A 26,433-nucleotide genomic window follows, 5' to 3' on the forward strand; every position below is an offset into this window, starting at 1 on the left:
GCCCTCATCATGGCGGCGTTGTGCGCTGCCTTCATCCCGAAACACAGGCCGTCAACTTCCCAAATCTTCGTCGGATCAGGTTGTTCAGCCTGAACCCATTAGCCGCAATCCTGAACACCGTTCTTGCGCGCGCATCACTCGCCAACTCAGGGGAATGTGATCCCGGTGCCGCCCACACCCCGGCATGGTATTACGCAGCATCGCCCGAGAGGGGCCCCCAGGTTCAACGGACCATCGGCACGGCGATGTAGTATCTGAACTGTAGCGCCCTCCGCCTCCGGCACAGGGTCGAATAATCGGGCAACGTACAGCCAAGGTTCGCCATCTCCAACAGGCTGGCCACCACGCCCGTCGTTTGCCGCAAGGCCAGTGCGAACAGGACCTGATCATCAGGCAAACCGGATCGCCGCATCGGGCTACACGTCGGGACGGCCAAGGCAACCACCAGCCGCCTCATTTCCTTGTCCCGCCCCCCTCTTAGCGCTGCAAAAGCGCCCACCGGGCGACGGATCAACAACGACCCGCGCGTCCTCAACGCCGAATTGTAACTGGACCAATTCGCCGCGAGATAGCGGACAGGTGGTACCTTCTTCATGCCCCCCATCCAAGCGCTCGAATTTACGACCTTTACGCGTCCCGGTCACAGTTTTGCAATAATTTCATTCCACAAAGGACAACAGTGTGTAGGAGAAACCACCACATCCGGGGCTATCCCGCTGCAATTCATTCCAATCCGCTATCTGAATACCGACATTAATTGCATCACCGTTTTATACTACCAGCCGCCTTGACGACTGCGGCGAGCAGTTCTGCGCGTTGAACCGGTTTCATCAATCGAATATCTTCAGGCCTTAGTCCGTTTCCATGAACTGTCGCCTCGCTTGCATAACCAGACATGAAAATGATCGGCAGGCTTGGCCAACGCTCTCTTAGCGCTTTGGCAAGCCCGGTACCCTGTAATTTCCCTGGCATAACGATATCGGTTAACAATAAATCAAAAGATGGGTTTGCCTCAAAAGCGGTAAAAGCCATGTCACCAGATACTGTCGCCGTCACGTGGTAGCCTGCAAGTTCCAAAATAGTCACTAGGGTTGCGCGAACAGCATCTTCGTCTTCCGCAACAAGTATTTTCTTCCCACGACCTGACGCTTGATTGTCATCAAGCAAAGGTTTGACAGGCTCTTCCAATTCCGATTTCGAAACCGGAAAATATAATTTGAATGTCGTTCCCTCCCCAGTCTCGGTATAGACCTGGACGGTTCCAGCCGATTGCTTCATGAAACCAACGGTCATTGACAAGCCAAGGCCTGACCCGACCCCGGGCGGCTTCGTCGTAAAGAATGGCTCGAAAATAGAGCCAATGACGTCGGCCGCTATACCCGGTCCGTTGTCGCTAACTGCCAGCATGACATATCGGCCTGGGGCCATCTCTTCTTGTCGCATGTCTAGATAGGTTTCATCGATCCGGACATTAGCCGTCTCGATTGTCAATTTTCCGTGCCCATTCATCGCGTCACGCGCATTCAAAGCCAAATTCAACAGAGCACTTTCCAACGAGGAACGGTCTGCTTCGATCGGCCATAATCCAGCAAGGAGCGACGTTTCGATCTCGACGCTTTCCGGCATCGCGCGGGCCATCCAGTTTTTAGCCTCACGAACAACATTGTTGAGATCAAGAACCACGGGTGTCAGAGGCGCTTGACGCGCAAAGGCCAACATATTTTTGGTTAGATCTGCTCCACGCAGTGTCGCCGAAATCGCCGCGTCGATCATGTCTTTTTGCGCCGAAGGTTTCTCATCGTCGCGAAGTAGTTCGAGATTTCCGAGGATCACAGCCAGCAGGTTGTTAAAGTCATGCGCCACGCCGCCAGTCAACTGACCTATGCTTTCGTTCTTCTGCGCTCTGCGTGATATTTCGCGTTCTTTTTCCATTTTTTGCTGCAATTGAACTTCGCGTGTTGCGTCCAAAACGATTGCTTTAACAAGGGTTCTACCGTCTTCAGTCGCGAAATCGCCGTGAAAGTCCAGCCAACGCGAATGCCCGTCGCGGCTCGTAATCATGTAGCGGTAATGGATCGGTGAAATGGTTTCGCTCGCTCGTTTCACGGCCTTCAGAAAAGGACCAAGATCTTTGGGGTCGTGCATTTGAGCAAGCAAGGAGGGATTGGCAAGAAGATCTTCGTCAGTATAGCCCCAAATATCCACGCATTTGGGACTGATGTACATGAGTTTAGGTTTGTCCCATTCCGTTATGTCATAATCGACGAATGCGCCTGGCAGCTTTTCTGCGATCAACGCCAAACGCTCTCGTGAGTTTCGGGCTTGATGCTCTGCGTCACGGATGTCTGTCATGTCAGAATTTATACCCGTGACACGCTTGACACTTCCCTTTGCATCCAGCTCTGTCACCCATGTCGTTCGGATAAATTGAAGTGTTCCGTCTTTCCGAATTGCGCGGAAATCTGATTTGCCTCGAAGCTGCCCTTCCGTCCAAGCGTTTCGCATCTCTTCTCGTACGCGTTTTAAATCATCCGGGTGGAATAGCGGTTCCAACTCCGAATAGGGAACCATACCTGGTTCCCGGTTCAGGCCGAGCATCGCGATCATTCCCGCATCATAGTAAGGTCCAGGTTCGCCTACCTCCTGAACGAACAAACCGACCCCAGACGCGCGCATGGCCAAGTCCAGCCTCCTCGCCATTTCGGCAGTTTGGTTGGTGTTATTTGCTGCGCGGATTGCGAAGTTCACGATCTGCCAGGTGACTAATATAGACAGAGCGCCACTGACGATGAAACCCAACGCGATCGGGGCGAACGTCGCATAAGGGTTTCCAGATTCAATCGTCCCGGCAAGAAATAGCAATGGCAATATATGTAGCACTGAAAAACCGGCCACAAGATAGCCAATCTCGGTCTTTGGTATATTCGGCCAATTCTGCAAAGGGCGGAGATAGCTAACGGCCAATCCAACGGCCGGAATGGCGAGGTTCATGAAGACGCCGATCATTGGCGCAGCCCCTCCGAACCATATCCTGTAAGCTGCCCCAGTAAGTCCAGCAATCAAAGCGCCTATTGGACCACCAAGATAACCCGCAAATATGAGCGGCCCAGATCTGGCATCAATCGGAGTCGTAAATGGCTCTATCAATATGTTACTCGAACCAAGTGAGACAACCGAAACCCCAAAAAATACGCCAATAAAAATCTGTTGTGTTCGTCTTCTGCTTTTGAGTCGATCATTGGTAAGGGTTACATAAATCAGCACACCCGCCAGCAACAACGACGTAAGGCTTTGCAATAGAAATGCGAACACTATTTCTCTCTTTCTGCGACTTTGTGGCACGAACCTGGTGACGCACGTGCTTGCCCTTCTCCGGGATGATTTTATCCTACGGCCTCTGTGACAGGTATGCCAAGAGCAGCGTAGCGATTGAGCACAGCGATGCAGAGGTGATTTCTGCGGCCTGGAGATCACAGACACGTGCCATGAGGCTTTGGCCCATGAGTGTCACGCAATGCATCTTAACGTCGACGCGGCTTCGGCCTTGGTATCCGGTCAGCTTTCGCCTCAGCCCCCCTGCTCAACGATATCAAAGCTACACACGCCGGGTCAGAACTGGTTTTCCCTTGCATATCAGGCGATAAACCGATCGTCGATCTCAAGAAATTCTGGGCATCAGTACTATTGCAGGCGGGTATCAGCGACTACCGTATTCACAACGACCGCCACACGCACGCCTCGCAACTTGTCTCCAGCGGGATGAGCCTAGCGATCATCGGGAGCCTCCTTGGTCACACGAACCCAATGACGACCCAGCGATGTGCGCATATGGCTGACGATCCCCTTCGGCAAGCAGCTGAGATCATGCTGAGAAGATGAAACCGAACGGCTAGAGTTTCCAGACTTGCCTAGAATCACCGCGCGAATGCCCTACCAAGGGGCGGAATCGCATCCGGTTCTTACCCGACTTTCGAACGGGAAGTGATCGATCCGGAACGCCGGTTGCTCGAGCGGCGCAGCTTGGAGGAGCGACAAAGACCTGCCATCTGTACATCGCTCAGTTAAACAGGTTACGCATGAATGGGAGCTCCTTGCGAAGTCTGAGTCACGCAAATAGCCTGAAATTAATGGGCCCGCAGTCTGGCAAATTTGCTAAACTCCTCCCAGAGTCGCAGTTCTGACTTTCGCAGATCAGGAAGGGAGGCAGCTGCAGATTTCTTTGGTATTTCCGCCTTGTTACAGGCGAGCATATTGGAACCACTGGCATTCAGGGGCTTCCTTGCGCGGCAGGTCAATCCGTAACGCATAACGTAGTCAAGAAGTGCTTCCTCAAGCTCCTGAAGATAATCGGCTTCGATGACTACGAATTCTGACTTTTCGCTCACAACGCAATTCCTTGCTGTCTTTCCACATTGTGGTGTGGAGGTGGTCAACTCACTTTGAGCCTTAGGCTCAGCACTCATACCCAAATGAAATCGACGGTCAGCAGGTCCCAAACCGAGGGGAAGCCGGTTCGATTACCACCGCTGAACCAGCGCCCACTTCGGATCGTTCGGCATCCGTTGTCTCTGGCTTCCAGTTTGGGAAAATGGCACGATCACAGGCCCGCCTGACGATGCGCTGCGCGGGATCTGCATTGTGTCGAATGTTACGCATTCAGGGCAGCCTTTATCCCGGCTACGTCACTCGAGCAGTTCCGTAAGTGGCAAATCCCAGCTAGCTTGGCCGTGTGGACAAACGATACCGCGTACCGACCGGTGGGATGATATTCCCATTGTTTGGCGTTGGTGTGTGCTGGCTAGAAACGCGACCAGAGAGAATGCCGAGTATCTGACCAGCCTTCATTTCATCAGATTCTCTCGCCGATAAACTGCTGAGAAAATGCCTGAACGCAGGCGAGCCCGTTGCGTTCCCAAACAAGCTTGCCCTGAGCAGTACTGAAGGCACCCGTCCTGACGCAGGCCACTTTTTCTTGGTGACCCCCCGTCGCATTATGATTGACGCCTTCCGGGATTCTAAACTGTGCGATCATTTCCCATCCTCCTGTTTGATGACTCAATAATTGCATTATTTTTTGACCTCCTCACGCTTTCGGTCGGGTATTCGATGTATTCTTTCGTATAGCGCCCCCGCCTTTCACCACGGGAAACGCAAATAGAGAAAGATCGACAGCCTCTGAGTTCATACTTCCCACACCTCGATCACCCGCTATGGCGGGGAAATATTTTCTTCATGTGCGTATCGAATTCATTCCAGGTGATAACGGCCCTATTTCCGGCGTGTCCGTGATAATAGGAGCGGCCGGTCGAAGTGGGAAAACCGGCCCAAATTCTTGCTAGGTTCTCCATGAACCGGTGGCGGCTGATCTGACCCGCCATAAAGCCGCTATACCCGGCATCTTCCAGCAGAATATCAGCGAGAAGATCCTGCACGTGGTCGGTGAATAGCGTGTCTCTGGTTAGCCCAAGTTCATGCACCAGACTTTTCAGGGTCGACGGAATGAACTGATAACGCCCAATGGCATGGGGCTGACCAGGAGTAGCTGAAATCCATTGGTAAATTTCACCAATCGTCATTTGCGTGGGGCGCTTTCCGGGGCGGACCCTGGCCCCATTCTGGACCGCGTCATAACCGCTGCGCCCCGACTCGGCCCAACCGATAAGATGTTTGAGATGTGCGGAGGATCCGGCACCCGCACCAATGGGAATATCCCGCCCGGGTTGACCCGAAGACTTCTTGATCATTGAGGAATTCAGATAGATCCGGCTCTGCGTTTCGGTCGTCGAAAGGGTGAATTCAATCCCACCGCCTTTCATCGATCGAAAATTAGTAAGCGTGGCTGTTTCTGCCTGTGCATTCTCTGTTGCAAACACCGCAACCAGAGAAAGAGCGACAACCGTTCCCTTCAAATTCATTTTCGTCTCCATTTCACACATCCAGTGATGAGGAGATTTTGACATTTTCGATAATTCAAATCATTCGCGCAAAAGATAATGCGCGCGGCAAAAGCATAGGTGCCCCCGCGCTATGTATATTGCCGTGCCCCAAAGGGCGGCGGGTCAGGGCCATATCTCACCATATCGACCGACCGTGCCCGTCATAAAATCTGGCCACGCCGCAGATGCGCTTGCGGCGTGGCCCTTCCTGGCAACTGGTGGATGTCTCAGTTGCCGAGGAATCCGTCGAGCTGATCCCAGAGGGAATTGTCGATCAGCAGGTTGAAGCGGAAGTAGAAGCCTTCTTGGTAGAGCGCGCTTTGCCCCGCCAGCCGCCCGTCCGCCTTGTTGTAGCCAATGGCCAGAAGCGTGCCCTTGGTCGGCACAAACCCGAATTCGGCACCCAGTCCGCTGCTCGTATTACCGGCATCGTCCCACAGTTGCGCCACGTTGGCACCGATCTGGAAGCGGTTCTCGCCGAATTCATAGCTCAGACCCGCCTGTACCAACTGCGTGGTGGCGCTGGCAGAGGTGCCGCCGGAGACGTCGATCTTTTGATGCTGACCAGCGTATTTGCCGTTCAAGCGCAGATCTGCATCGACCTCGTATGACGCATCAACCGACCACAGATGGCTTTCCGTCCGGTTGTGCTTTTCCTCCAGGCGATGCTCGTACCAGGCCAGAACTTCCAACCGTGGATCGCTTAGCGGGCGGTAGGCAACCCCGGCGCGGGTGCGCATGCGGCGGTGATCATTGCCATTGCGCTGGTCGACGGCAACCCGGGTGCGGCCCAACACAGTCAGATCGGGCGTGACCTTGCCCGCCAACCCAAGGCTGGCATAGTAGGTGTTGCCGGAGTTTTCGAAGGTCGTATCGAAATCCGCATCCCCTACCCAGTCGCCATCGCCTGATCCCCATTTCATGCCAACCGCTACACTGGTCAGTTCGGCTTCGTTGGCGTCCATCATGCGCGAATGTTCGATGCCAAGGTCGAGCGTCGTCGTCTCGTTCAGCTTGAAGTGCGCGTTCAGGCCCTGGTGCAGAGTTGTATCGATTTCGCCCGCGCCCCGGGTCAGCTCGGTGCGTCCGCTAAGCCATTCGTTCAGCTCGAAGGTAAAGCCAAGCGTTGCGCGGGACATCACGACGTCATCGGCAAAATGCACCTCAACCTCGTTATAGACGCGCCAGCCCTGCTTGGGTTCACGGTAAAGGCCAAGTGTCAGCTCGGTCGGCGCTTCGCGACCACTCAGCGGCTGATGCAGCTCTGCCTCGATCACGGTGTCGGGCCGGTTCAGCGGAGTCCAATGGGCACCAAGGGTAAGAGACGTTTCCGCATCGGTTACATTCTGGCGACGGTCCTGCCGGTATTCGAACCCTATGTCGCCGCGCAGCTGCTTGCTGATCCGACGCGAATAAAGCGCCTCAACCGTCAGCCTGTCGGTATCGTTGATCCGGTCGCGCACCATTTCTGCGCCAAGCGCGATGTCGCTTTTGCGGTCGATCTCGTAACCATAGCTCAACCGGACCTGAGTGGTGCCCGGACGGGCCAAACCGCCACGCGCCAGGAAGTTCTCGCCGGTGTGGATTGCCTCAAAGCTTAGCCACTGACTCTCTGTCTGCAACTCATAGGACAGCCGCGCGGCCCCATCGACTTCGCCACGCGAATCCTCGGATCTGGCCAACTCTGCCTCCCAGATGCCCCCGACCTTGTCCTCGCGGCGGATGTATCCGGATTGCAGCCGCTCCCGGGCCGGGTTGCCGATGGGGGCATCGGCATGCACCACGCGGGCACCGATGGTCGTCCGCTCGCCCACGGCATAATTTGCTTCGCCACCATAGAGCCAGTACGTCTCGGCGCCCTCGGCCTCCACTTCGTAGGTCACGCGGATCGACACCGGATTGCCATCCGGGTCGAACTGCCGGATGGGGGTATCAAAGGTGATCGTGTCGCGAAAGAAGTCGAGGATGTAGTCAGTGCCCCGGCGCATGGGTGTCGAGGTCAGGATATCGCCCCCCTGCTCGTCGCGAACCAGGATTTCGACCCGCTCGGAACCCTGAACATAGCCGCCAAGGTCGAGGTCATAGGGACCGGAAATGCCGCGGCCGCGTATTTCTTGCACCATTTGTTCCTGCGCGGTTCGCGCGCCAAAGACCGTGACAGACACCTTGTCGTTTTCCCAATGCGCTTTGGCACCGGTGGCGACGCGGCGCAGCCCGTCAAGCTTGAACGCGCTGGCCTCTGGTTCGATGGCGATATCGCCATAGAGGATGTAGGAACGGCCCTTTTCGACCTTTACGAACAGGTTTCCAGACGATTGCGCATCTTGACCGCGTTCGGAGTTGTCGCCGTAAACCGGGTAGTATTCGTCGCCGCGAATGTCGCGGAACAGACGGTCTTCGGTGTCGCGGTCCGAACTATAGCGCAGGGTCAGCAGCGCGTCGCCACGGATCGCCCCCTTGAGGTAGACCTCGCCGCGAACACCCGTTGCGGTATCCTCGAACGAGCTGAAACGATCCTTGTCCAGCAACGCCCCATTGTTCTTGCCCAGTGCCACCGCTCCTTCGATGACGCCGATCAGGATCCGTTCGTCCAGATCCGGGGTAAAGGTGATTGTCGCCTCGGCGCTGCCAAAGTTTCCGGTCACGGTGATGCGGTCCGGCCCGGCAACCTGCGGCGGGATCAGGCCGAACGTGGCCTCGCCATTATCAAGGTAAGCCTGCACGCCCGGGGTGCCGGGGCGAATGTCTGTCACATCCCACAAGGCACTGCGCGCGTGCAGTGTCACCGTGCTCGAGGCCGGAACCGGCAGCCCGCGCGCATCCAGCACACGTACCACAACCGGCACCACAGAGACGGGCGAGGCTGAGGCCGTTTCGGGCAGGATGATCTCGAACCTGGCGGGTTTCCCGGGGGCGATCAGGGTGATTTCCTTGCGGACACGTTCGATGCCGAAACCGTCCTTGCCGACCAAGCTCAGGGTGTTCTTGCCCGCGCCCAGTTTCACGGCGATGTATTCCAGCGCCTGGACGTTGTTCTTTTCCCAGTTGGTGCGTTCACCCACCCGGTCAGAGCCAAGCTCGCGACCGTTCAGCATCAGCGCCAGCGTCAGGTCAGCCTTGCCCTTGACCCGGATATTCTGGGTTGAGCGCACAACCGTCTGACCGTCCTCAAGGTCGACAAAGCCCGGCTTGGAATCGAGCGTCTTGATCATCGCATCCAGCGACTGGCGACGCGCCAAGGCCTGGGCCTTGGCGGCGACATCTTCGCCTGCGACCTGTTCATCGATCAGCATGCCGGGGGTCAGCTGGGTTGTCGTCGCGATCCCCTGGTCACCACGGGACGATCGGACCGGCGCACGCTGGCCTTCGATCGGCAGATCGGCGGCGGTCAGCGAATTTGCCTGCTGGTTCTCGTCAAAATGCGCGCGCCTCTTTGCAACCTCTGCCAGAGCTTCAGCCGTGCATTCGGCCACTGCAAAGTGTTCTGCGCGCATCTCACCCTTGCGCAGCGGGATCAGACGCGAGCCACCACGCTTTAGATCATTGGTACGGGTCACAGTCACTTCGGTGCCAGCGGGCAAGGTTTCGTTCTGCACCAGAAAGGCATGGGTCACCGGGCGCAGCCCATAAAGCGAATATTTGCCGTCGATATCGGTTACAACCGACAGACCTTCCTGCGTCACGATCCGCACACCCGGAATGCCGGGTTCGCTGATGTCGCCACGGATGCCGTTGGCGTCGCAGTCCATGAAAACGGACCCGATGACCGTCCCCTCGCGGGCAAAGACTCCGCCAGAATTGTCGAGCCGCACCATGGCGCGCGCAACGTTCGACTGGCGCGGCGTTCCTGTGCCTGCCTGACGCCCCGAAAGAACCGCGGTGTTTTCGTTGCGACCCTCGCGGGCGGCAGCGGTGAAATGCATCACATAGGTCAGCTCGTGATCCGACAACGGCGCAAGCATTCCAAGATCAAAGAGCATATCGCCACCCTGAGCATCCACCGGATCCGCAAGCGGTTCGCCATCCAACACAACAGAACCCGGAACCAGCGTGACGCCGCGGGACGGCCGGTCCAGAATTTCGGCGCCGATCAGCGCCTGGTTCATGTTGTTGGCGAATTCCAGCGTGTAGATCACGAACTCGCCATTTCCGACAGTCTCGCGGTCAGTGGTCTTTTGCAGCGACAGCGGCGCGCCGTAATGTGGGTCCACTGGAATGTCCGAAACATAGACCATCCCGCCCGCGTGATCGAAGGCAGCGCCATAGCCAGCTCTGGCCATCAGACGGCCAAAACCGGGGAAATCCATCCGGACCGAGGGGAATTCCCAGTCCGGTGCGTTGACAACCTCGTAGCGGTAGCTGCCCGCAGGCACGTCGCCAAAGGCAAAGAAGCCGCGCGGGTCTGTCACAGCGCGCGCCATCTCGGTACCCGAGGTCGCATTGACCAGTGCGATGTTTACGCCGTCGACAGGTGCGTTGGTCACGGAGTTGAACAGGAAATTACCCGGATTGATCAGCAGAGTATCTTCCAGCATGGCACCGCCGCACTGGGCTGTCGCAATCAGAGTATCACCGTCAGTGGTCGCCATCACCTGATCGCCAGAGACTGCATTGTCCATGCGGGCAAGCGGTACAACAGTGGTCAGGAACACCCCGGAATTGCTGGCGGATTCGGTTGCGGTCACGGTTTCCACGTCGCCGCTCGAAAGGCTGCGCAGCGTGACCGTGGTGGTGTCCACGCCAGTGGTCAGGTTACACGCGCCAGAGTTCAATCGCAGACGGGTATCACGACCCGGAGCCCCGAAGGCCTGCCCGTCCCCGGTTTCCGGATTTTCGAACCGTAGGACACCGGAACCCGCGTTGTTTCGGGTAAAGACGGTCGTGTTGGAAGTGAGGGCCGCGCTTCGTTCTTCGCCATCCAGATAAACAACAGCTGTATTCAGAATGTCCACGTCCCCCAGAACCTTCGGCACGCCGACTGAAAATGACGGATCGGTCGACAGACCGACGGCATATTCGCCTTCGAGGAAAAAGCCGATAGCATCGACCTCTTCTGCCTGCCGCGGCTGTTGGGTTAGGTAGTCATGTTTGGGATCGCCGCTGCGATGGAACAGCGCCACCATGCCGCCCGCGTTGGAAATGCCGCGGAAAACGGTGTTTAGCGGGATCATGTCGCGCACCAGAACACCGGTGCTCACAGCGCCATCGATGCGCAGCGGCTCGCCGTCGATGGCAGAGTAGCCTGCAACGGCAAGTTCGGAATTGTTGCGAACGTGCAGGGTGTAGTCGATTTCGGACGCCGTGTCGGTTTCGCGCACAGACTGATATTTTTCGATTTCAAGCGCACCACTTACGATCCGCGTCACGCCTTGCGCCTCTCCGCCAAGGCGCAGCCGCCGGTTGGCCCCACCGTCGACCAGCGCAGTCACGACAAGGGTCGAATCCAGCGTTTCGCCCGGTGTAACAGTGTGAGGAACCCGGAATTCATAGATTGTCTGGACACTTTCACCCATGAGCAAAGGAACCGGCGCGGAAAGATCAAAGGCACGCTCGTGGTCGTCTACGCGGCCGTTGCCGTTCAGATCTGCCACCAACTGGCCCCCAGTCATGCCGTTCTGCATCGTGAGCAATGCGCCAATCGGGACGTTGCCGTTGTTGCGCACCTCGAAATAGTATTGCGCCATCGCGCCACGGCTCAGCAGCAGATCGGAGTAGCCGGTAACCTCGACATTCGGGACCGAAAAAACCTGCGCCTCGACCGGGTTGGAAACCACCGTTTCCATGATCCCCAGGGCGTTGTTGAAATACGTCGCTTGGGCGATGTTGCGGATAAGGGTGCCACCGGGGGCCGGGTCGGCCATCGAGGTCTGGGGAAGAAGAGCAAGCATCAACACGACGGTCTGGATCAATGTCGCAGCGCAAAGGCCTGCTGTCCGAAGAAAACTGCGCATCAGCCTGCTCCTTGAAAAACGGATTTGGGGGGATTGAGAGGAAAAAGGCGCCCCCGGTCAGGGGGAGGGCCGAGGGCGCCTGGGTCCGCTTAGTTGCTCACCTGAACGGTGAACTCCAGCCGGGCGAACCCACCGGGCAGGACCGAGCCATGGTCGCTCGATACGCTGGTCGAAGTGACCGTTGCGGTGCTGCCTGCCGGGAACAGGCTCTCTGCACAAAGGCCGCCACAGTTCGTAACCGTGGTGTAGGCTGGTGCAGCGTCAGAGATGGTCACGTCAGCCGCCGCGGAAGAGCCCGTGTTTTCGGCCTCGATCATGTAGCGGATGCACTGGCCAGGTTCGACGTCCTGACGGGTCTTGGTGAAGGTGCCGACGGTGCCGTCACAACCCGCATCGACATACTGATACTTGCTCAGCGTCACGTCGCCCGAGATGATGGTGATCCGGTCCTCAGCCGTGTTGTCAGTCGTGTCGCCATCGGTTGCCGTGCCACCATTCAGCGCCGTCCCAAGGCTGAGCGTGCCGATTTCTGTCACACCCGACGTCGCCGTCGACGGGGTCTGCACACGGTAGATCAGCGAGATGCTGTCGCCCGGAGCAAGCCCGTTGACACCAGCCGACACACCATCGGTCAAGTCGTCGAAGTTGTCGATCACCGGCTCGGAGGGATCAATCACGCCATTGCCGTTCATGTCCCAGAAGATCGCGCCGGAAAAGTTGCTCAAACCGCTCTCCAGGATCGCGCCTTCGGTGATGGCCACGTTGCCTTCGTTGGTGACAGTGTGGGTCATTTCCACGATGCCACCGGGTGCGGCCTGTGCGGTCTGGTCGTCGATGATCTGCACGTCGTAGATCTCGTTGACTGTGACCTGGTTGACGATGCGGTCACCCTGCCCCGAAACCGACGAAACCAGCGCGATATCGACCAGCGTGTCGCCCGGAAGCGCGTCGTCGGTCGGTGTCACGATAACCTGGAAGGTCGTGCTGCCACCGGCGGGAATGGTGCCGGTGTTGGAGGCAACGCTGCCATCGGCTGCGCGGAATTCGACCGTCCAGCCTGCGGGAAGTGCCTGAGCCAGCGACAGGTTGAAGCTGTCCGAGACGGGGCCTTCGTTCTGCACCGTCATGTCAAAGGTCACCGGCTGACCGGGGTCGGTCGCAGTGGTGATCCACGGCGCTCCGGCATTGGTTGGCGCAGCACCGTCGCCTTCGAAACCTGCCACAGCGTTCTCAAGATCGACCGAAGACGCAAGAACCGCGCCAGTGAATTCGGCTGTCGACACGTCCGAAACCCCGGAACCGTCGGAAGTTGTGGTAACTGTCGCTGTGTAGTTGGTGGTCGCGGTCGGTGTGAGGTCGGTCGGCAGCGTCGCGATCAGGGTTACCTTGGCGCTTTCGCCGATGGCCAGCGGGCCAACCGATCCGACAACCGGGGTTACACCGTCAGCGCCGACAAAGCGGAAGGTCGTGCCAGCCGGGTAGTCGACGTTGGCAACCTGCAGCGACAGGCTGTCTGACTGGTTGGACAGGTTCGTCAGCACGAATTCCTGACGGATCACGCCGCCCTGATAGACATCGCCGCTTTCGGTCACGACATCGTTGTTTGCCGCATCGTCATCGGTTGCCGATGCGATGGCACCGTTTGCCGACCCGTCAGCGTTGATCGCCGTATCAGCGACCGAAACCGCGTACTGGTTATCGACGACGATGGACGCTGTGTTCGACGGCGGGAATGAAACGCCGTCCACGTCCTGACTGGCAACGTTGGTAATGACACCTGCATTGGCTGTGTCGGCAACGACTGCCTGGAAGGTCACGCTGCCCGAGCGGCCCGAACCGACCGAAGACAGGTTGAAGTTGACCGTCTGACCGTCGTCATAATCCCAGGCGATGGTTTCGCCCGATCCGTTGGTGCCGTCGACAAGTGTCGAAGCATTGTCGTCATCCAGCGGCGCTGCCGCGTCGGACCAGCGCGCCGAACCCGGCACATAGGACAGGTTGCCGTCCAGAACGTCCTGCACAACATAGTTGTTGGCAGCCGCCAGGCCCGTGCTCGAATAGGTCAGTGTGATGGTGACTGTGTCGCCTGCGTCGATGATGCCCGGATTGCCGCCCGATGCGGCGTCGGCGACCATGGACTTCACCAGTTCCACAATGGCGTCATTCGAAATCGTCAGCGTGTCGGTGTTTGTGCTCAGCTCAGTGCCATCAAGCGCCGAAATCGCGGTGATGGTGATCGTGTCCGTGCCGGTCGCATTGGACGGAACCGACGCTTCGATCACGACGCCGAATTGTTCGCCGGGGGCTAGGGTCGGGGTTTCGGTCAGCGGTGTGGCGCTGTCGGCAACACCGTCCATGTTGGCGTCCGGGTAGAACACCAGTTGCGAGGTGTCGAGCGTGCCGGTGTTGTCCTCGACCGCGGTCAAAAGGAAGCTGTCCGACCCGTTACCTTCGTTGGTGATGATGTGCGGCAGGAACGCCTTGCCACCCGGCGCGATGGTTTCAGTGTTGTCCGAGGTCAGCGTGACGCCTGCAACCTGCTGCACGATGGTTTCGACCGTGTTCGAGGTCACGGTGATCGTGTCACCGGCCGAGTTGGTATAGGTCGCAACGGCCTGGTTGCCGATGACCGACCCTGCTTCGGGCGCGGCGCCAAAGGCTGCGGTCCCGAAGACAGCGCCGATTGCCGCCGCACTTGCGGAACGCATGAAGATGGAATGATACGTCATTGTTGGATTTCCTGGTTCTGGAGGTTTGATTTAAAGGGGGAAGTATCAGTGGCGTTGGATCACTCGACGCGAACGCGGTAGCTGTTGAAGGCCGTTTCACCGGCTTCGAGTGGTTCGGAGAATGTCCAGCGGACAGCAGCCACCTCTTCTTCAGGCAGCGGTTCCTGTTGCAGGACGCCATCGGCATCGGCGACCATGCGCATCGCGGGCAGCGTCGACCACTCAAGGCCTTCCTGCTCGGGATCAAGTTCGGCCTGAACTTCGAACACAGCCTCGATCGAAGTGGTTTCGCCACCCAGGGTCAGTGAGACGCCTTCGGGCACCGGTGCCGCGATGACGATGCCCGCCATCGCGTCATCGGTCATGTTCTCGTGGCTCAGTTGGTAGTGGATGACTTCGCCAGGGCGCACCGAAGCGCGCTCGACAAGTTTCTCCTGCCCGCTTTCGTCCTTCTCGACGATCAGGAAAGAGAAGTTACTGGAAAGGGCGTCTGCAGAGGCAGAAACACCGACCATCGACAGCGCCATCCCGATTAATGCAGCTCGGGATATATGGGGGATATGACTGAACATTTATGTTTCCCATGTAGGCCGAATTTATATCCGGCAATTGCAATGAACGGGCTCAGCACAAGCGCCGTTGTTTGCAATATTCAGGGAGTTAAAAAATAATGCACTTGCCTAGAAAGGTAGGAAATCGATCTAAAATAGACCGCGCTATACCTTGGAATACACTCGATAGACATACGTACCGAAAATGGCTAAGGCAGGCACCCAAAACACCTCACCATTATCCACAATAATATAAAAAAATCAAATACATAACAAACTCACGCCAACGGCGCACCCATTAACCCCGCTCTTTATATTCTTGCGCACCACATGTAATAGGATTGGCATTTAACCAAAAATCTGACCTTTGGTACATACGAAATATACTTTCACTTTGCCCCCTAACCCAATAGCGGAAAAACAATACGGCCGATGCCTTTATTTCCACGGCGCATACTATTTATTCGCCTGAGTAACAATGCATCCTCAAAGGCAGATAAAAATGAATAACGGCATACTGGTTATAGACGATTCCGAATCGTCGCGAAAAAACCTCAAAGCGATTCTTGCGGGGCTGGGGTTCAATAACGTCATGACCTCTGGCGACGCGTCAGAAGCAATGTCCATTATCCAAAAGGATGCCACCACAGCCGATCTCATTCTTATGGATCTCGATCTGTCCGGCGGGATTGAATTCTGTGCGAGCGTCAAGTCGCTGTCGGACTGGCAGGATGTTCCGATCCTTGTCATGCAGGGCACCGGGAGCAAGGCATCGCTGTCAGAGGCTCTTTTTGCAGGCGCGAACGATTATGTTGGAAAGCCATTTGACCGGACAGAATTGCGTGTGCGCATCAACAATTATCTGCTGCTGCGATCCGAGGTCAGCCGCCGCTGCGCCACTGAACGTGATCGGCGGCTCAAACCGGCGCCCAGGAACCTGATAGGGTCCCCTGAAATGCCCGGGCTGATGTTGGGAAAACACGGTTTCCTTGCCGCCCTGAAGGGGCTGTCGCAACGGGCACTTCCAAAGCTTGGGTATTTTGCCCTGCGCCTGAACCCGAATGTGGCCGCAGCTGTAGGGATAAGCGAATTTGAAACAGAGGCGCTGATCGGCTATCTGGGCGAACAGATCGCGACCTTCCCCCTTCCCGGCGCAGATCTGGTGGCCCATTGGCAGGACGGAACATTCATCTGCGCAAGCCTCACGCAGGACCAGCCCGAACTCGCGCGGCATGCGGCCCTTCTGAACAGGGCTTTGACGGACAGTCTGAACCTGTTTCCAACGATGGAGGAGGTTTCCGACAAGATCGCCAGCGCGACTGCCGCCCCCGGCAGCTTTGAAACTGTCGCCGACGGGATCGGCAACGTCATGCGCGCGCTTGAACTGGACGGACTGCAAACAGGGCAGATGGCCGCATATCAACTACAGGCTGCGAACATCCCTGTACCGCCAAGGCACTGAAGGGACGCTGGCAAGCGCCCCCCCCAAGTCCCAAAATTCGATTGTCCGTTGCCCATAGACACACTTAGAACGCAAAGCCTTCCGAAGGACCGCGTGCGAGGTCAGGCAAATCCGGCGTTGCGGGCAATCATCGCGGCATCTGTGCGGTTTCTTGCATCGAGCTTACGGCACAGCGTCTTGACATGCAGCTTGATCGTCACTTCCTGAAGTTCAAGGTCGCGGGCGATTTCCTTGTTGGATTTCGCGCCCATCAATCCGCGCAGGACCTGTCTTTCCCTTTGGGATAGATCCTTTTCGAAATCTGTCTCGTCGGGATCGTCCTTGCCTGACATGAAATTCACCGGCGCATAGGTTTCCCCCGCCGCCATGAACCGCACGGCATTGACCAGAGATTTGGCGGGCAGCGTCTTGGGCAAAAAACCAATTGCCCCCATGGCCAGCGCCTGCTCCGCAATTAGCCGCGTCGCCGTGCCGGAAATAAGACCGACAGGTTTGCCGCCATTGGCGTTCAGGGCGATCTGCAATCCCTCAAGCCCCTTCATTCCGGGCATGGTATAGTCAAGGAGTACCAAATCAAACGGGCCGTCCGAGCGGATCTTCTTCAGCGCTTCCTGCAAATTGCTCGCCGAAACGGTCTGTGTCTGACCGTCCGCATCCAGAAACATTGCGATGGTCTCTCGAACCATGTCGTGATCATCAGCAATCAGAATTTTCAAAATCATTAAAAGTCTCCTCCGGGCGACCATCTGGCCACTGTCAGGATAGAGATAAGACAAAATAATCGCAAAGAACACATGCGCCGCGCCTCCAGACGGCGCTCCTATCCAGCGTTTCCGCCGACTATACCTTCGTATAGGAGGTATAGTCTTATCCTCACTCGTTCGCTGTCCGGAACTACCATAAGGTCATCCCCAATATCGGATGGATAGTTAGGAGATACGAAATGGCAGGCCAACGGTTATTCACGAAGATCTTTGCGCTGATCTGCAGCGTGACATTTGCAACCGCCGCCAGTGCGCAGGATGTTGTCCTGAACGTGGCGGTGGGAGAGGAACTCCACCAGCTCAGCCTTGAAGACCTGCAGGCGCTTCCAGTTTCATCGTTCCAAACCACGACAATCTGGACAGAAGAGCCGCAGGCGTTCAAGGGCGTCTCGCTCAAAGCGCTGCTGGATTCGTTTGACGTCGTTGATGGTACGATAGAGGCGACGGCGATCAACGACTATTCAGTGACAATCCCCATGTCAGACGCCACCGCTGACGGCCCGATCATCGCCTATCTTGCGAATGGTGAACCAATGTCGCGCCGCGGAAAGGGGCCGCTGTGGATCGTCTATCCTTATGATAGCGACCTGAAATATCAGACCGAGTCGGTTTATAGCAGGTCGATCTGGCAGCTCGATAGGCTTACAATCAAGTAAGCTCGTGCCAAGGGAGCATTGATGAACGACAACAAGCAGGGTGGCCGGGACCGCCCATGGGCCAGATACCTGTTGGTTCTGGCCCTCTTTGCCGGGATACTGATCGCGGGTTATATCGCGTTCAATGTGTGGAACAGGATCCGGGCGCTTGATAGCGCGCAGAAGGATCACGCCGAATGGGTGTTTTCCCAGCTTGAAGTCGAATATCTGAAGCTTGACCGCGCCCTTGATGGCGCGCGCTCCGGGGACGCTGCGGATATCGAGAACCTGCGCAAACGCTTCGACATTTTCTACAGCCGCGCCGAGATCGCCGCGCGCGTGCAGAACATCGGCGATGCCACGCCCGAGATTGACCGCCTGCGCCGCCTGCTGGATGCGCAGACAGGATTGATTGATGATGACGACACCCGGCTTTTCAACGGGCTCGATGATCTGCAAAGCACTCTGCAAGAAATAGAAGATGTCCCCCGGCAGATTGCCCTGACCTCGATTTCAATCGCCGCAAAAGCCTCCGAGGCGGAACGCCATCAAATCGTCCGCCTGATGGAAATGCTTTTTCTGATCGTCCTGATCGTCACAATTGCACTGATCATTGCGATCCTGCGGCTGTCGCGTCAGAAGATCATCCTGAACCGCACCTCCCAGGAAGCCGAAGAAAACCATCTGCGGCTGGCGACGACACTGCGCGCCTCTTTGGATGCGGTCGTGGTGATCGATGACACCGGGGTGATCCAGGATTTCAACGGCTCTGCCGAAGGCATCTTTGGCTTTACGCGTCAGGCCGCAATGGGACGCAACTTCATCGACCTTTTGATACCGCCGAATATGCGGGACGAACAACGCCGAAATCTTGGCAGGTTCCGCTCTACCGGCGAGATGCGGATTGCGGAGACCGGGCGCCAGGAAACTGAAATGGTCGATCAAGATGGCCGTGTCTTTCCTGTCGAATTGTCCGTATCGCTTGCCCGTTCCGCGGAGGGGCCGATTTTTGTCGCTTATATCCGCGACATCACGGACAAGCGGCAGAAGGAACAGGAGATTGTGCAGGCGCGCGACGAGGCACTTGCTGCCTACCGCGAAAAATCCCGATTTTTCGCCATGATGAGCCACGAGATGCGCACCCCGCTGAACGGTGTGCTCTCGGCGATCCACCTTCTCGACGATGGGCGCCTCGATACCGAACAGCAAAAATTCCTGGATGCCGCGCTGACCTCCGGGGATATTTTGCTGGGCCATATCAACGACGTGCTTGCCATCGAACGCAGCGAGGCCGACGCGGACGACCAACAGCTGCAGCCCTGCGACATGGCTGCGCTGACATCCGGCCTGATCGGCACCATGGAGCCGCTGGCCAAGACGTCCAGCACCCGGCTCCACCTTGATCAGGGCGGGCTGAATGATCGGCCGATCATGACCGACCCCCGCGCGATTCAGCAGATTTTGGTGAACCTTCTCAGCAACGCGATCAAATTCAGCCCTGATGGCGACGTCACCCTGCGTGCTTTCTACCGACAGACCGGGGATGACGGCATGAGCTTGCACCTCGAGGTCATCGACGATGGCCCCGGCATTTCCGAGAAGGACATCAATCGCATTTTCGAAGATTTTGTCTCACTCGATAGCCGCTACGAACGTCGCACGGGCGGCACCGGACTGGGCCTTGGGATTGTCCGCCGTCTGGTCCAGCGTCTTGGGGGCGACATCCAGTGCCAATCCGAAGTCGGCAGCGGCACGCGGTTTACTGTGCGTTTGCCGGTCGCAGAGGCCTCAATGTCAGCCATTCCCGCGCGTCCCTCCCCCCGCACGAACCAGACAAGCCAGTCCCCGCTGCACCTCCTGGTAGTCGATGACAACGAAATCAACCGGGATCTTCTTGAGGCGATGCTCAGGCGGCTCGGGCACAGAGTCACGGTTGCCACAGGGGGCCAGCAGGCCGTCGATCTTGCCACGCAATCAAGGTTCGATGCCATTCTGATGGACATCTCGATGCCCGGCATGAACGGTGTTCAGGCGACGCAGGCCATATTGGCTGCCAACGGGCCAAACCGGTCGACCCCGGTCATTGCGGTCACCGCCCATGCGCTGCCCAACGAACGAGAAGAGTTCAAAGCCGTCGGCATGTCAGGATTTCTTCAGAAGCCGCTGGATAGCAAGGCGCTCAAATCCACGCTCGCCAGCCTGCGCCCCGGTGAGGGTGCTTCCCAGCCCTCCGTGATCTCCGAAACGCAAAGGGCAAATGACGCTGAGCGACCCTTCCTGAACGAAACCCAGATGCTGGAACTGCTCGAACTCCTGGGTCGCGAGAAGCTGTCGGAGCGGATAACGACCCTTGCCCAGCGCGTCGATGCCGAACTCCCCGCCCTGATGGATGCGCAGGCGGTGCGGGATCTGCAAACACGATCCCACGCCTTGGCGGGCATGTGCGGCATGTTCGGCGCTGAGCGCCTGCATGACTTGCTCAGCGATATCGAAACCGCCTGCAAGGACGGTAATGCACAACGAGCGCACGATCTGGTCAAATCTGTACCGTCAACCTGGCATCACACGGATTCCGCCTTGCGCCAAAGAATTCTGCAATAGAACCATGATTGTGCCTGGGGCGCTCCCTGACAGATATCTGCCACCATGGCGCTCGGCCCGGGGCTGCCATACATATCCATCCGCATAGGCATTTTATACCACCGCCCCCGCGCGTTCGACGCAGGGTTGGCCTAAGGTGGTGACACTTCCCTCGTAAACTGGATGTCAGAACCAACAGAAACAGAACGGCTCCACGCCCGTTCAGCAGCGGCACTATGCCCAAGTGGCCGCACGTTTCTCATCACTCACGGATGTTGTTTTCTGACCGGCCGCTCCTCTTCTTCTCCTCCGGGGAGCGGCCCTTTTTTTCCAATCAAATATTCCTCCACGACCCGGCCCGCAGGCGCATCGCGTCCGCCCTTGGCCGCCAAAACCGCGGGTCCCGTCACTGTCGCCACAAACTACCCCAAAGCATAGCGGCCTATACGCGGCGACATTCCAACTGCCCGTCCGCACCTTCGCGTACACCCCGGCAAACGGCGACAATGGGCGGAATCGAAACTGGTCATGGCGACATCATTGGACTGGAGCGCCCCATGCGCGGGGATCCAGCCCGAAGTTCCCAAAACCGAAAAGACCAACCCAGTGTCAAACCAAAAGGTGGATGAAGTGCTCAAGCCCGTGTCAAACCGATTTCTGCGTATGCTGTGCAGCGGCACAGCTGCGATTACGGTACTGTCGTCACCTGCGCTGGCCGAAACCTGCTCGGTGTCTCCGACCTTTGTTAACTGGATCACCCCGGGGACTCTGGGCGGCCTGAACGTGGATCAATCCGCGACCCTGCAATGGGGATCTGCCGCGACCGATATTTCTATTTCAGGGCCGCTGTTCATTTTCGGCGGCGAGACATCAATCACGAGGATTTCGGAATATCCCGATTCACGGGGTACCTATTCGCTGAATTTCGGGTCGCCCGTCGTGCACGATCTCAACATTTTTGTCGGGAATGTTGGACGAAACGGGTTTCAGCCGCTTGAATCCGGGATCGTCGGCGATTTCAACATGACGCTGTCAGGTGGCGGAACTGCCGAAAACCTGTTCGGAGCCGTCACACCGCTCGACAATCAGGGATACTTCCAGATCTTTGGGTCAGACACGGAAGGCATCGCACAGACAGCCCTGACCGGCACTGGGGCCGACGGTCTGCCGCTGGATGGCAAGTTCTGGGTCCATGATCCCAACCTTGTTCCTGGTGACATCAACAACGGCGGCGAAGATCAAGCTTACGGCATGATTGACCTCGCCTATACCGCGCCGACCGTGGTTTCGGGCGGGTCCGACACGATCACTCAGCTGACGTTGCGCCAGGTCGGTGTCGGTGTCGGCCCGACTGTGACTCTCGGGGTTCAGGCGCGCCTGCGGTCCTGCATCAACGCCGCTGATGACGACTTTTCCTCCGCCCCGATTGCCAGCGCCTCAGGCGGAAGCACCGGCAGCGTTCTAGGCGATGACCTCCTGAATGGCGGAGGCGTCGACACAACGCCACTGCTTGGCAACGTCGATCTGGCGGTGGTGTCCCTGCCCACGCCCGCGGTGGGGGCCATCAACCTCGCCACAGACACGGGCGAAATCACCGTAGAGGCAGGCACCACGCCCGGCACCTATTTCGTCGAATACAGCCTGACGGACCGCACAACCGACGGCACGCCGACGAACACCGATACCGCCACAGCGACGGTGGTTGTCGGCGGAGCGGCCGCAGGTACAATTGTGGCCGTCAACGACGACTATACATCAACCCCCGTAAACGCCGCATTCGGAGGCAGCGCTGGCGAGGTCCTGACCAACGACACGGCGAATGGCATCCCTGCCCTGTTCCCTAACGTGACGCTTTCAGTCCTGACCCAAGCCGTTCCGGCGAGTCCCGGTGACCCGGTCCCCACCCTCGTGACGTCCGGCATCGATGCGGGGCGCGTCGTCGTGCCATCCGGAGTGCCCGCCGGAGTTTACACGATTGACTACCTGCTGTGTGATGCCGTCAACTCAGCCGATTGCGATACGGCCACCGTCACCATCGCAGTGTTCGAAGGCAACGGTCTGGATTTCGGTGATGCGCCGCTCAGCTATCTGATCCCCACGCACGCCGTCGCTTCCACGCCGACCATATATCTTGGCGCGGTTCCTCCTGACACCGAACTGGTCGCGCAATCCGACGGTACAGCCACGGGCGACGATATAGCCGACACCAACGACGAGGACGGCGTCACCTTTCCCATCCTGACACAAGGTCTGAGCGTGACGCTGGACGTCGAGGTGACCGGCAACGGGTATCTTCAGGCTTGGCTGGATTTCGACGGCGACGGCCTTTTCGCGACCGCCCCGGTCGAACGGATCGCCACCGATCTGCGCGACGACGGAACCAGTGACGACAATGTGGCCGGTGACGGCATAATTCAGATAAATATCACGGTGCCGGACGATGCGACCACCGATCTGACCTTTGCCCGCTTTCGCTATGGCAGTGAACAGGGTCTTGGCACCACCAGCTTTGCCGTCGATGGCGAGGTCGAGGATTATTCACTAATCATCGCCGCCGCAGACCTCGTCGACCGTGGTGACGCGCCCGCCAGCTATGGCGATCCGCGCCATGTGGTTGTGCCGCAGATCTACCTTGGCAGCGCGCTGCCCGACACAGAGACCTCTACAAGATTCTCGACGGATGCCGATGGCGATGATCTGTCAGGCAGCGACGATGAAGACGCGACAACCTTTCCCCAGCTTGTCGCGGGCACCACCGTCCCGCTGACCGTCCAGACCCACGAGACGCTGAGCGTTCAGTTCGACCTGGGCCTGCCGGTGCTGGTGCCGGGCATCACCAACCTGCAACTCTGGATCGACTTTGACCAGAACGGTGTGTTCGATACCTCCGAACAGGTGGCCGTCGATTACCGCGATGGCGGGACCGGCGACACCGATGGCACCTTTAACAATCAGATCAGCCTGAACATTCCCGTGCCGACGGATATCGGCAACGGCACCACCTATGCCCGCCTGCGCTGGTCCACCACCAGCGGCATCGCCGCCGATCCGTTCGACGGGCTGAACATGGATGGTGAGGTCGAGGATTACCTGGTCACCCTGTCCAACCCCAATGGGCCGCTGACCTGTTCGTCGAACTTCTACATGGTCGCCACCGAACCTGCACAGAACCTGCCCGCGCTTGACGAACTGTCGATCAGCGAAAGCGGCGGCATCTACACGCTCAGCCACACGGACCTGCCGCCCGACTACACCGGCAACTACCTTGTCACCGGCTGGGGCTATAACGAGCTGGACGGCTATATCTATGGCGTCGGTCAGTCTCCGCGGAACCTCTACCAGATCAACGCGTCTGGTGCCGTGCGCGCCGTGGCCGACATCTCCGGGCTCAGCCTCGAATCTCCCGACACCAGTTCCGACATCCTGCCAAATGGCATCATGATCTACATGTCCGGCACCGATTTCAGCCGCTATCAGCTGCTCGATATCAGCGACCCGGCGAATCCGGTGGCGCTTGGGGTGCTGACAGCCGAAGCCGGTGCAGCCTATGGCCGGGATATGGCCTACAATCCGCGCGATGGGCTGATTTACTTCGTTGATACGTCGAACAACCTGCACTCATTCGATCCCAGGAACGGCGTGCCAGGGGCTATCACGGTCGATCCTGTGGCCAGCCTCCCCCTGCCCGCCGGAAAGTTCTCGATCGACATCGACTCGGTCTGGTTCGACGGCAGTGGTTTCATGTACGCCTTTGACAACCAGTCGCGGCAGGTCTTCGCGCTCGAGGTCGGCTCGGTCGGCGCCCGCCCTGCAAGTTACCAGTTCATCGAAGTGCTGGGCACCATCGACAACCTCACATATCAGGGCAACGATGGCGCCTCCTGCCGCGCGCCCGGTCCCTTTGTGTCGTCGATTTTTGCCGAGGGCGCGATTTCCGGCACGCTCTATCAGGATGCCGACGGATCCGACACGCGCGATACCGGGGAACCCGGCCTGCCCGCAGGCATCACTGTCACCCTTCATGACGACAACGGCACGCCCGCCGATCCCGCCGATGACACGCTGGCCTTAACAACGGAAACCACCGCTGACGGCAGCTATGCCTTTGGCACGGTCGACTCCACCCTGACCTACCGGATCGAAGTGGACACGACCGATCCCGAGATCCCCGCAGGCCTGACCCTCTCAACCACCAACCCACTGACTGGCGTTGCCGTCACTACCGGGGCCGAAACCACGGATCAGGATTTCGGTTTTGTAGCCGCCCCGACCGCCGCCGATCTGTCGCTGAGTAAAAGCGTCGTCAGCGCGGCAAACGGCCTGCCGGTCACGCAGGCCACAGCGGGCGAGGCACTGGATTTCATCCTGACTGTCACCAATGACGGGCCGGGCACCCCGACAGGCGTGCAGGTCCGCGACCTGATGCCTCAGGGTTTTGCCTATGTCTCGGACGATGCCGGGGCTCAGGGTGACACCTACGACACCGGCACCGGTATCTGGGCGCTTGGCGATGTGCCCGCGGGCAGCAACCAGACCCTGACCATCCGCGTCACCATGCGCGATAGCGGAGAGCACACCAACACCGCCGAAATCGTCGCCAGTTCGCTGCCCGACCCCGACAGCGACCCAGCCGTCGGTGCCCTGGTGGATGATCTCTCCGATGGGCTGGCCGATGATGACGAAGCCTCTGTCACCCTGGCCTTCACAGGCACCGGCGCGACGCTCTCGGGCGTGGTGTTTCTGGACAATGGCGCCGGGGCCACAGCCTATGACGGCGTGCAGGAAGGGGCCGAAGCCGGCACCGATCGCGCCGTGGTCGCGGTCTATGACAGCGCCGGTGCACTGATCGGCTCGCCCGCCGTCGCCGCTGATGGCAGCTGGAGCCTGACGCTCCCCGATGGCTACACCGATGCGGTCACCGTCTCGGTCCTCCCCGACGCAGGGCTGCGCGCAGTGTCGGAAACCGCAGCGGCCCTGCCCGGCCTTGTGAACACCGATCCGCGCGACGGCAGCTTTACCTTCACCCCCGCCGCAGGTACCTCCTACAGCGACCTGAGCTTTGGCCTGATCGTCGAGGCGCGTTTGAACCTGGACCAGCAGGCCGCGATCCGCCCCGGTCAGGTGGTGTCGCTGCGGCATGAATATGTCGCGGATGCCACGGGATCGGTCAGCTTTATCGTCGAAAACCAGACCAGTGCGACCCCCGGTGCCTTCTCTACCGGGCTGTTCCTGGACACCGACTGCGACGGCACCGCCAACACGCCAATCACGGATCCGGTGGCGATTCAGGCCGCGACACTGCTGTGCATCGTCACGCGGGTCTCCGCATCCTCTGCAGTCAGTCCAGGGGCCTCTTACAGCTTTGATCTGGTCGCCGACACATCCTACGGCGCCTCGGGTCTGAACGAACAGGACCGCAACACCGATCGGGTGACCGTGGAATCATCGCAGGGCGCGCTGAAACTGACCAAGACGGTACGCAATGTCACGCAGGGATCAGCCGAAGGTGTCGCCAACGCCGCCGCGGCCGGTGATGTGCTGGAGTACCGTATCTACGTGCAAAATGCAGGCACCCTGCCCTCCTCGGATATCATCATCTATGACAGAACACCGCCCTACACAGTTCTTGCCAACGCGGTGCCCAGCCCGGTTGACCTTGGTGGCGGCGTCACCTGCATCAGTTCGCTACCGGGTACGGACAGCTCTGGGTATGCGGGCGATCTGCGGTGGAATTGCACAGGCAGCTATCAGCCGGGCGCGGATGGATCTGTGACCTTCCAGATCAGGATTTCCCCGTGAGTTGCATGCTCGCGCAACTCAGCTAA

The 26,433-nt window shown here is 58.4% G+C and carries 13 protein-coding genes and 2 pseudogenes; 5 read left to right on the plus strand and 10 right to left on the minus strand.

The window, feature by feature from the left end; all coding sequences use genetic code 11:
* Positions 1-218 precede the first annotated feature (218 nt).
* The 3 genes and pseudogenes from CHB75_RS22505 to CHB75_RS22110 form a co-directional block, all read right to left on the minus strand.
* Positions 219-382, minus strand: a pseudogene (locus CHB75_RS22505) (transposase); the annotation flags it as partial.
* Positions 383-762: 380 nt separating this feature from the next.
* A complete protein-coding gene (locus CHB75_RS13245) occupies positions 763-3,312 on the minus strand; it encodes a PAS domain-containing protein (RefSeq protein ID WP_176439137.1) in 2,550 nt (849 codons plus the stop codon).
* A 71-nt stretch (positions 3,313-3,383) separates the two neighbouring features.
* A pseudogene (locus CHB75_RS22110) lies at positions 3,384-3,571 on the minus strand (IS5/IS1182 family transposase); the annotation flags it as partial.
* Positions 3,572-3,615: 44 nt separating this feature from the next.
* On the opposite strand from CHB75_RS22110, the gene CHB75_RS22115 reads away from it, so the two are divergent.
* The gene (locus tag CHB75_RS22115; RefSeq protein ID WP_425439504.1) at positions 3,616-3,879 is read left to right on the plus strand and encodes a tyrosine-type recombinase/integrase; all 264 of its coding nucleotides are present in this window, start codon (positions 3,616-3,618) and stop codon (positions 3,877-3,879) included.
* Positions 3,880-4,124: 245 nt separating this feature from the next.
* Here the strand turns inward: CHB75_RS22115 and CHB75_RS13255 are convergent, their stop codons facing one another.
* From CHB75_RS13255 to CHB75_RS13280, 6 genes are all read right to left on the minus strand, one after another.
* Positions 4,125-4,385 carry a hypothetical protein gene (locus CHB75_RS13255; RefSeq protein WP_089271247.1) on the minus strand — a complete coding sequence of 87 codons (261 nt, stop codon included), beginning with the start codon at positions 4,383-4,385 and terminating at the stop codon, positions 4,125-4,127.
* 464 nt (positions 4,386-4,849) lie between these two features.
* Positions 4,850-5,032, minus strand: a complete 183-nt coding sequence (locus CHB75_RS13260; protein ID WP_089271249.1) for a hypothetical protein — start codon at positions 5,030-5,032, stop codon at positions 4,850-4,852.
* A gap of 169 nt (positions 5,033-5,201) precedes the next feature.
* A complete protein-coding gene (locus CHB75_RS13265) occupies positions 5,202-5,915 on the minus strand; it encodes a lysozyme family protein (RefSeq protein WP_245840967.1) in 714 nt (237 codons plus the stop codon).
* 248 nt (positions 5,916-6,163) lie between these two features.
* Positions 6,164-11,887, minus strand: a complete 5,724-nt coding sequence (locus CHB75_RS13270) for a hypothetical protein (protein ID WP_089271250.1) — start codon at positions 11,885-11,887, stop codon at positions 6,164-6,166.
* 89 nt (positions 11,888-11,976) lie between these two features.
* On the minus strand, positions 11,977-14,616 hold the full coding sequence (locus CHB75_RS13275) for a beta strand repeat-containing protein (RefSeq protein ID WP_089271252.1): 2,640 nt from the start codon (positions 14,614-14,616) through the stop codon (positions 11,977-11,979).
* A gap of 59 nt (positions 14,617-14,675) precedes the next feature.
* Positions 14,676-15,188 carry a hypothetical protein gene (locus tag CHB75_RS13280; RefSeq protein WP_089271254.1) on the minus strand — a complete coding sequence of 171 codons (513 nt, stop codon included), beginning with the start codon at positions 15,186-15,188 and terminating at the stop codon, positions 14,676-14,678.
* Positions 15,189-15,669: 481 nt separating this feature from the next.
* On the opposite strand from CHB75_RS13280, the gene CHB75_RS13285 reads away from it, so the two are divergent.
* Positions 15,670-16,629, plus strand: a complete 960-nt coding sequence (locus tag CHB75_RS13285; protein ID WP_176439138.1) for a response regulator — start codon at positions 15,670-15,672, stop codon at positions 16,627-16,629.
* Positions 16,630-16,730: 101 nt separating this feature from the next.
* Here CHB75_RS13285 and CHB75_RS13290 read toward each other — a convergent pair whose 3' ends face one another.
* Positions 16,731-17,351 carry a response regulator transcription factor gene (locus tag CHB75_RS13290; RefSeq protein ID WP_089271258.1) on the minus strand — a complete coding sequence of 207 codons (621 nt, stop codon included), beginning with the start codon at positions 17,349-17,351 and terminating at the stop codon, positions 16,731-16,733.
* A 221-nt stretch (positions 17,352-17,572) separates the two neighbouring features.
* Here CHB75_RS13290 and CHB75_RS13295 point away from each other — a divergent pair, with 221 nt between their 5' ends.
* The 3 genes from CHB75_RS13295 to CHB75_RS13305 all read left to right on the plus strand — a co-directional run bounded on the left by CHB75_RS13295 (position 17,573) and on the right by CHB75_RS13305 (position 26,407).
* Positions 17,573-18,049 carry a putative pterin-binding protein gene (locus tag CHB75_RS13295; RefSeq protein ID WP_089271260.1) on the plus strand — a complete coding sequence of 159 codons (477 nt, stop codon included), beginning with the start codon at positions 17,573-17,575 and terminating at the stop codon, positions 18,047-18,049.
* A gap of 21 nt (positions 18,050-18,070) precedes the next feature.
* Positions 18,071-20,629: a hybrid sensor histidine kinase/response regulator gene (locus CHB75_RS13300; RefSeq protein ID WP_089271262.1), complete on the plus strand. Its 2,559-nt coding sequence runs from the start codon at positions 18,071-18,073 to the stop codon at positions 20,627-20,629.
* A 585-nt stretch (positions 20,630-21,214) separates the two neighbouring features.
* On the plus strand, positions 21,215-26,407 hold the full coding sequence (locus CHB75_RS13305) for a DUF11 domain-containing protein (protein WP_176439139.1): 5,193 nt from the start codon (positions 21,215-21,217) through the stop codon (positions 26,405-26,407).
* The last annotated feature ends 26 nt before the right edge of the window (positions 26,408-26,433 follow it).

Origin of the sequence: Puniceibacterium sediminis, assembly GCF_900188035.1 — a bacterium.
Classification (GTDB): Bacteria; Pseudomonadota; Alphaproteobacteria; order Rhodobacterales; family Rhodobacteraceae; genus Puniceibacterium; species Puniceibacterium sediminis.

Excerpts from the sequence above, each read along its gene's own strand:
- CHB75_RS13260 (WP_089271249.1), bottom strand. The coding sequence starts at position 5,032 with ATGATCGCACAGTTTAGAATCCCGGAAGGCGTCAATCATAATGCGACG.
- CHB75_RS13265 (WP_245840967.1), bottom strand. The coding sequence starts at position 5,915 with ATGAATTTGAAGGGAACGGTTGTCGCTCTTTCTCTGGTTGCGGTGTTT.
- CHB75_RS13270 (WP_089271250.1), bottom strand. The coding sequence starts at position 11,887 with ATGCGCAGTTTTCTTCGGACAGCAGGCCTTTGCGCTGCGACATTGATC.
- CHB75_RS13275 (WP_089271252.1), bottom strand. The coding sequence starts at position 14,616 with ATGACGTATCATTCCATCTTCATGCGTTCCGCAAGTGCGGCGGCAATC.
- CHB75_RS13280 (WP_089271254.1), bottom strand. The coding sequence starts at position 15,188 with ATGTTCAGTCATATCCCCCATATATCCCGAGCTGCATTAATCGGGATG.
- CHB75_RS13285 (WP_176439138.1), top strand. The coding sequence starts at position 15,670 with ATGAATAACGGCATACTGGTTATAGACGATTCCGAATCGTCGCGAAAA.
- CHB75_RS13290 (WP_089271258.1), bottom strand. The coding sequence starts at position 17,351 with ATGATTTTGAAAATTCTGATTGCTGATGATCACGACATGGTTCGAGAG.
- CHB75_RS13295 (WP_089271260.1), top strand. The coding sequence starts at position 17,573 with ATGGCAGGCCAACGGTTATTCACGAAGATCTTTGCGCTGATCTGCAGC.
- CHB75_RS13300 (WP_089271262.1), top strand. The coding sequence starts at position 18,071 with ATGAACGACAACAAGCAGGGTGGCCGGGACCGCCCATGGGCCAGATAC.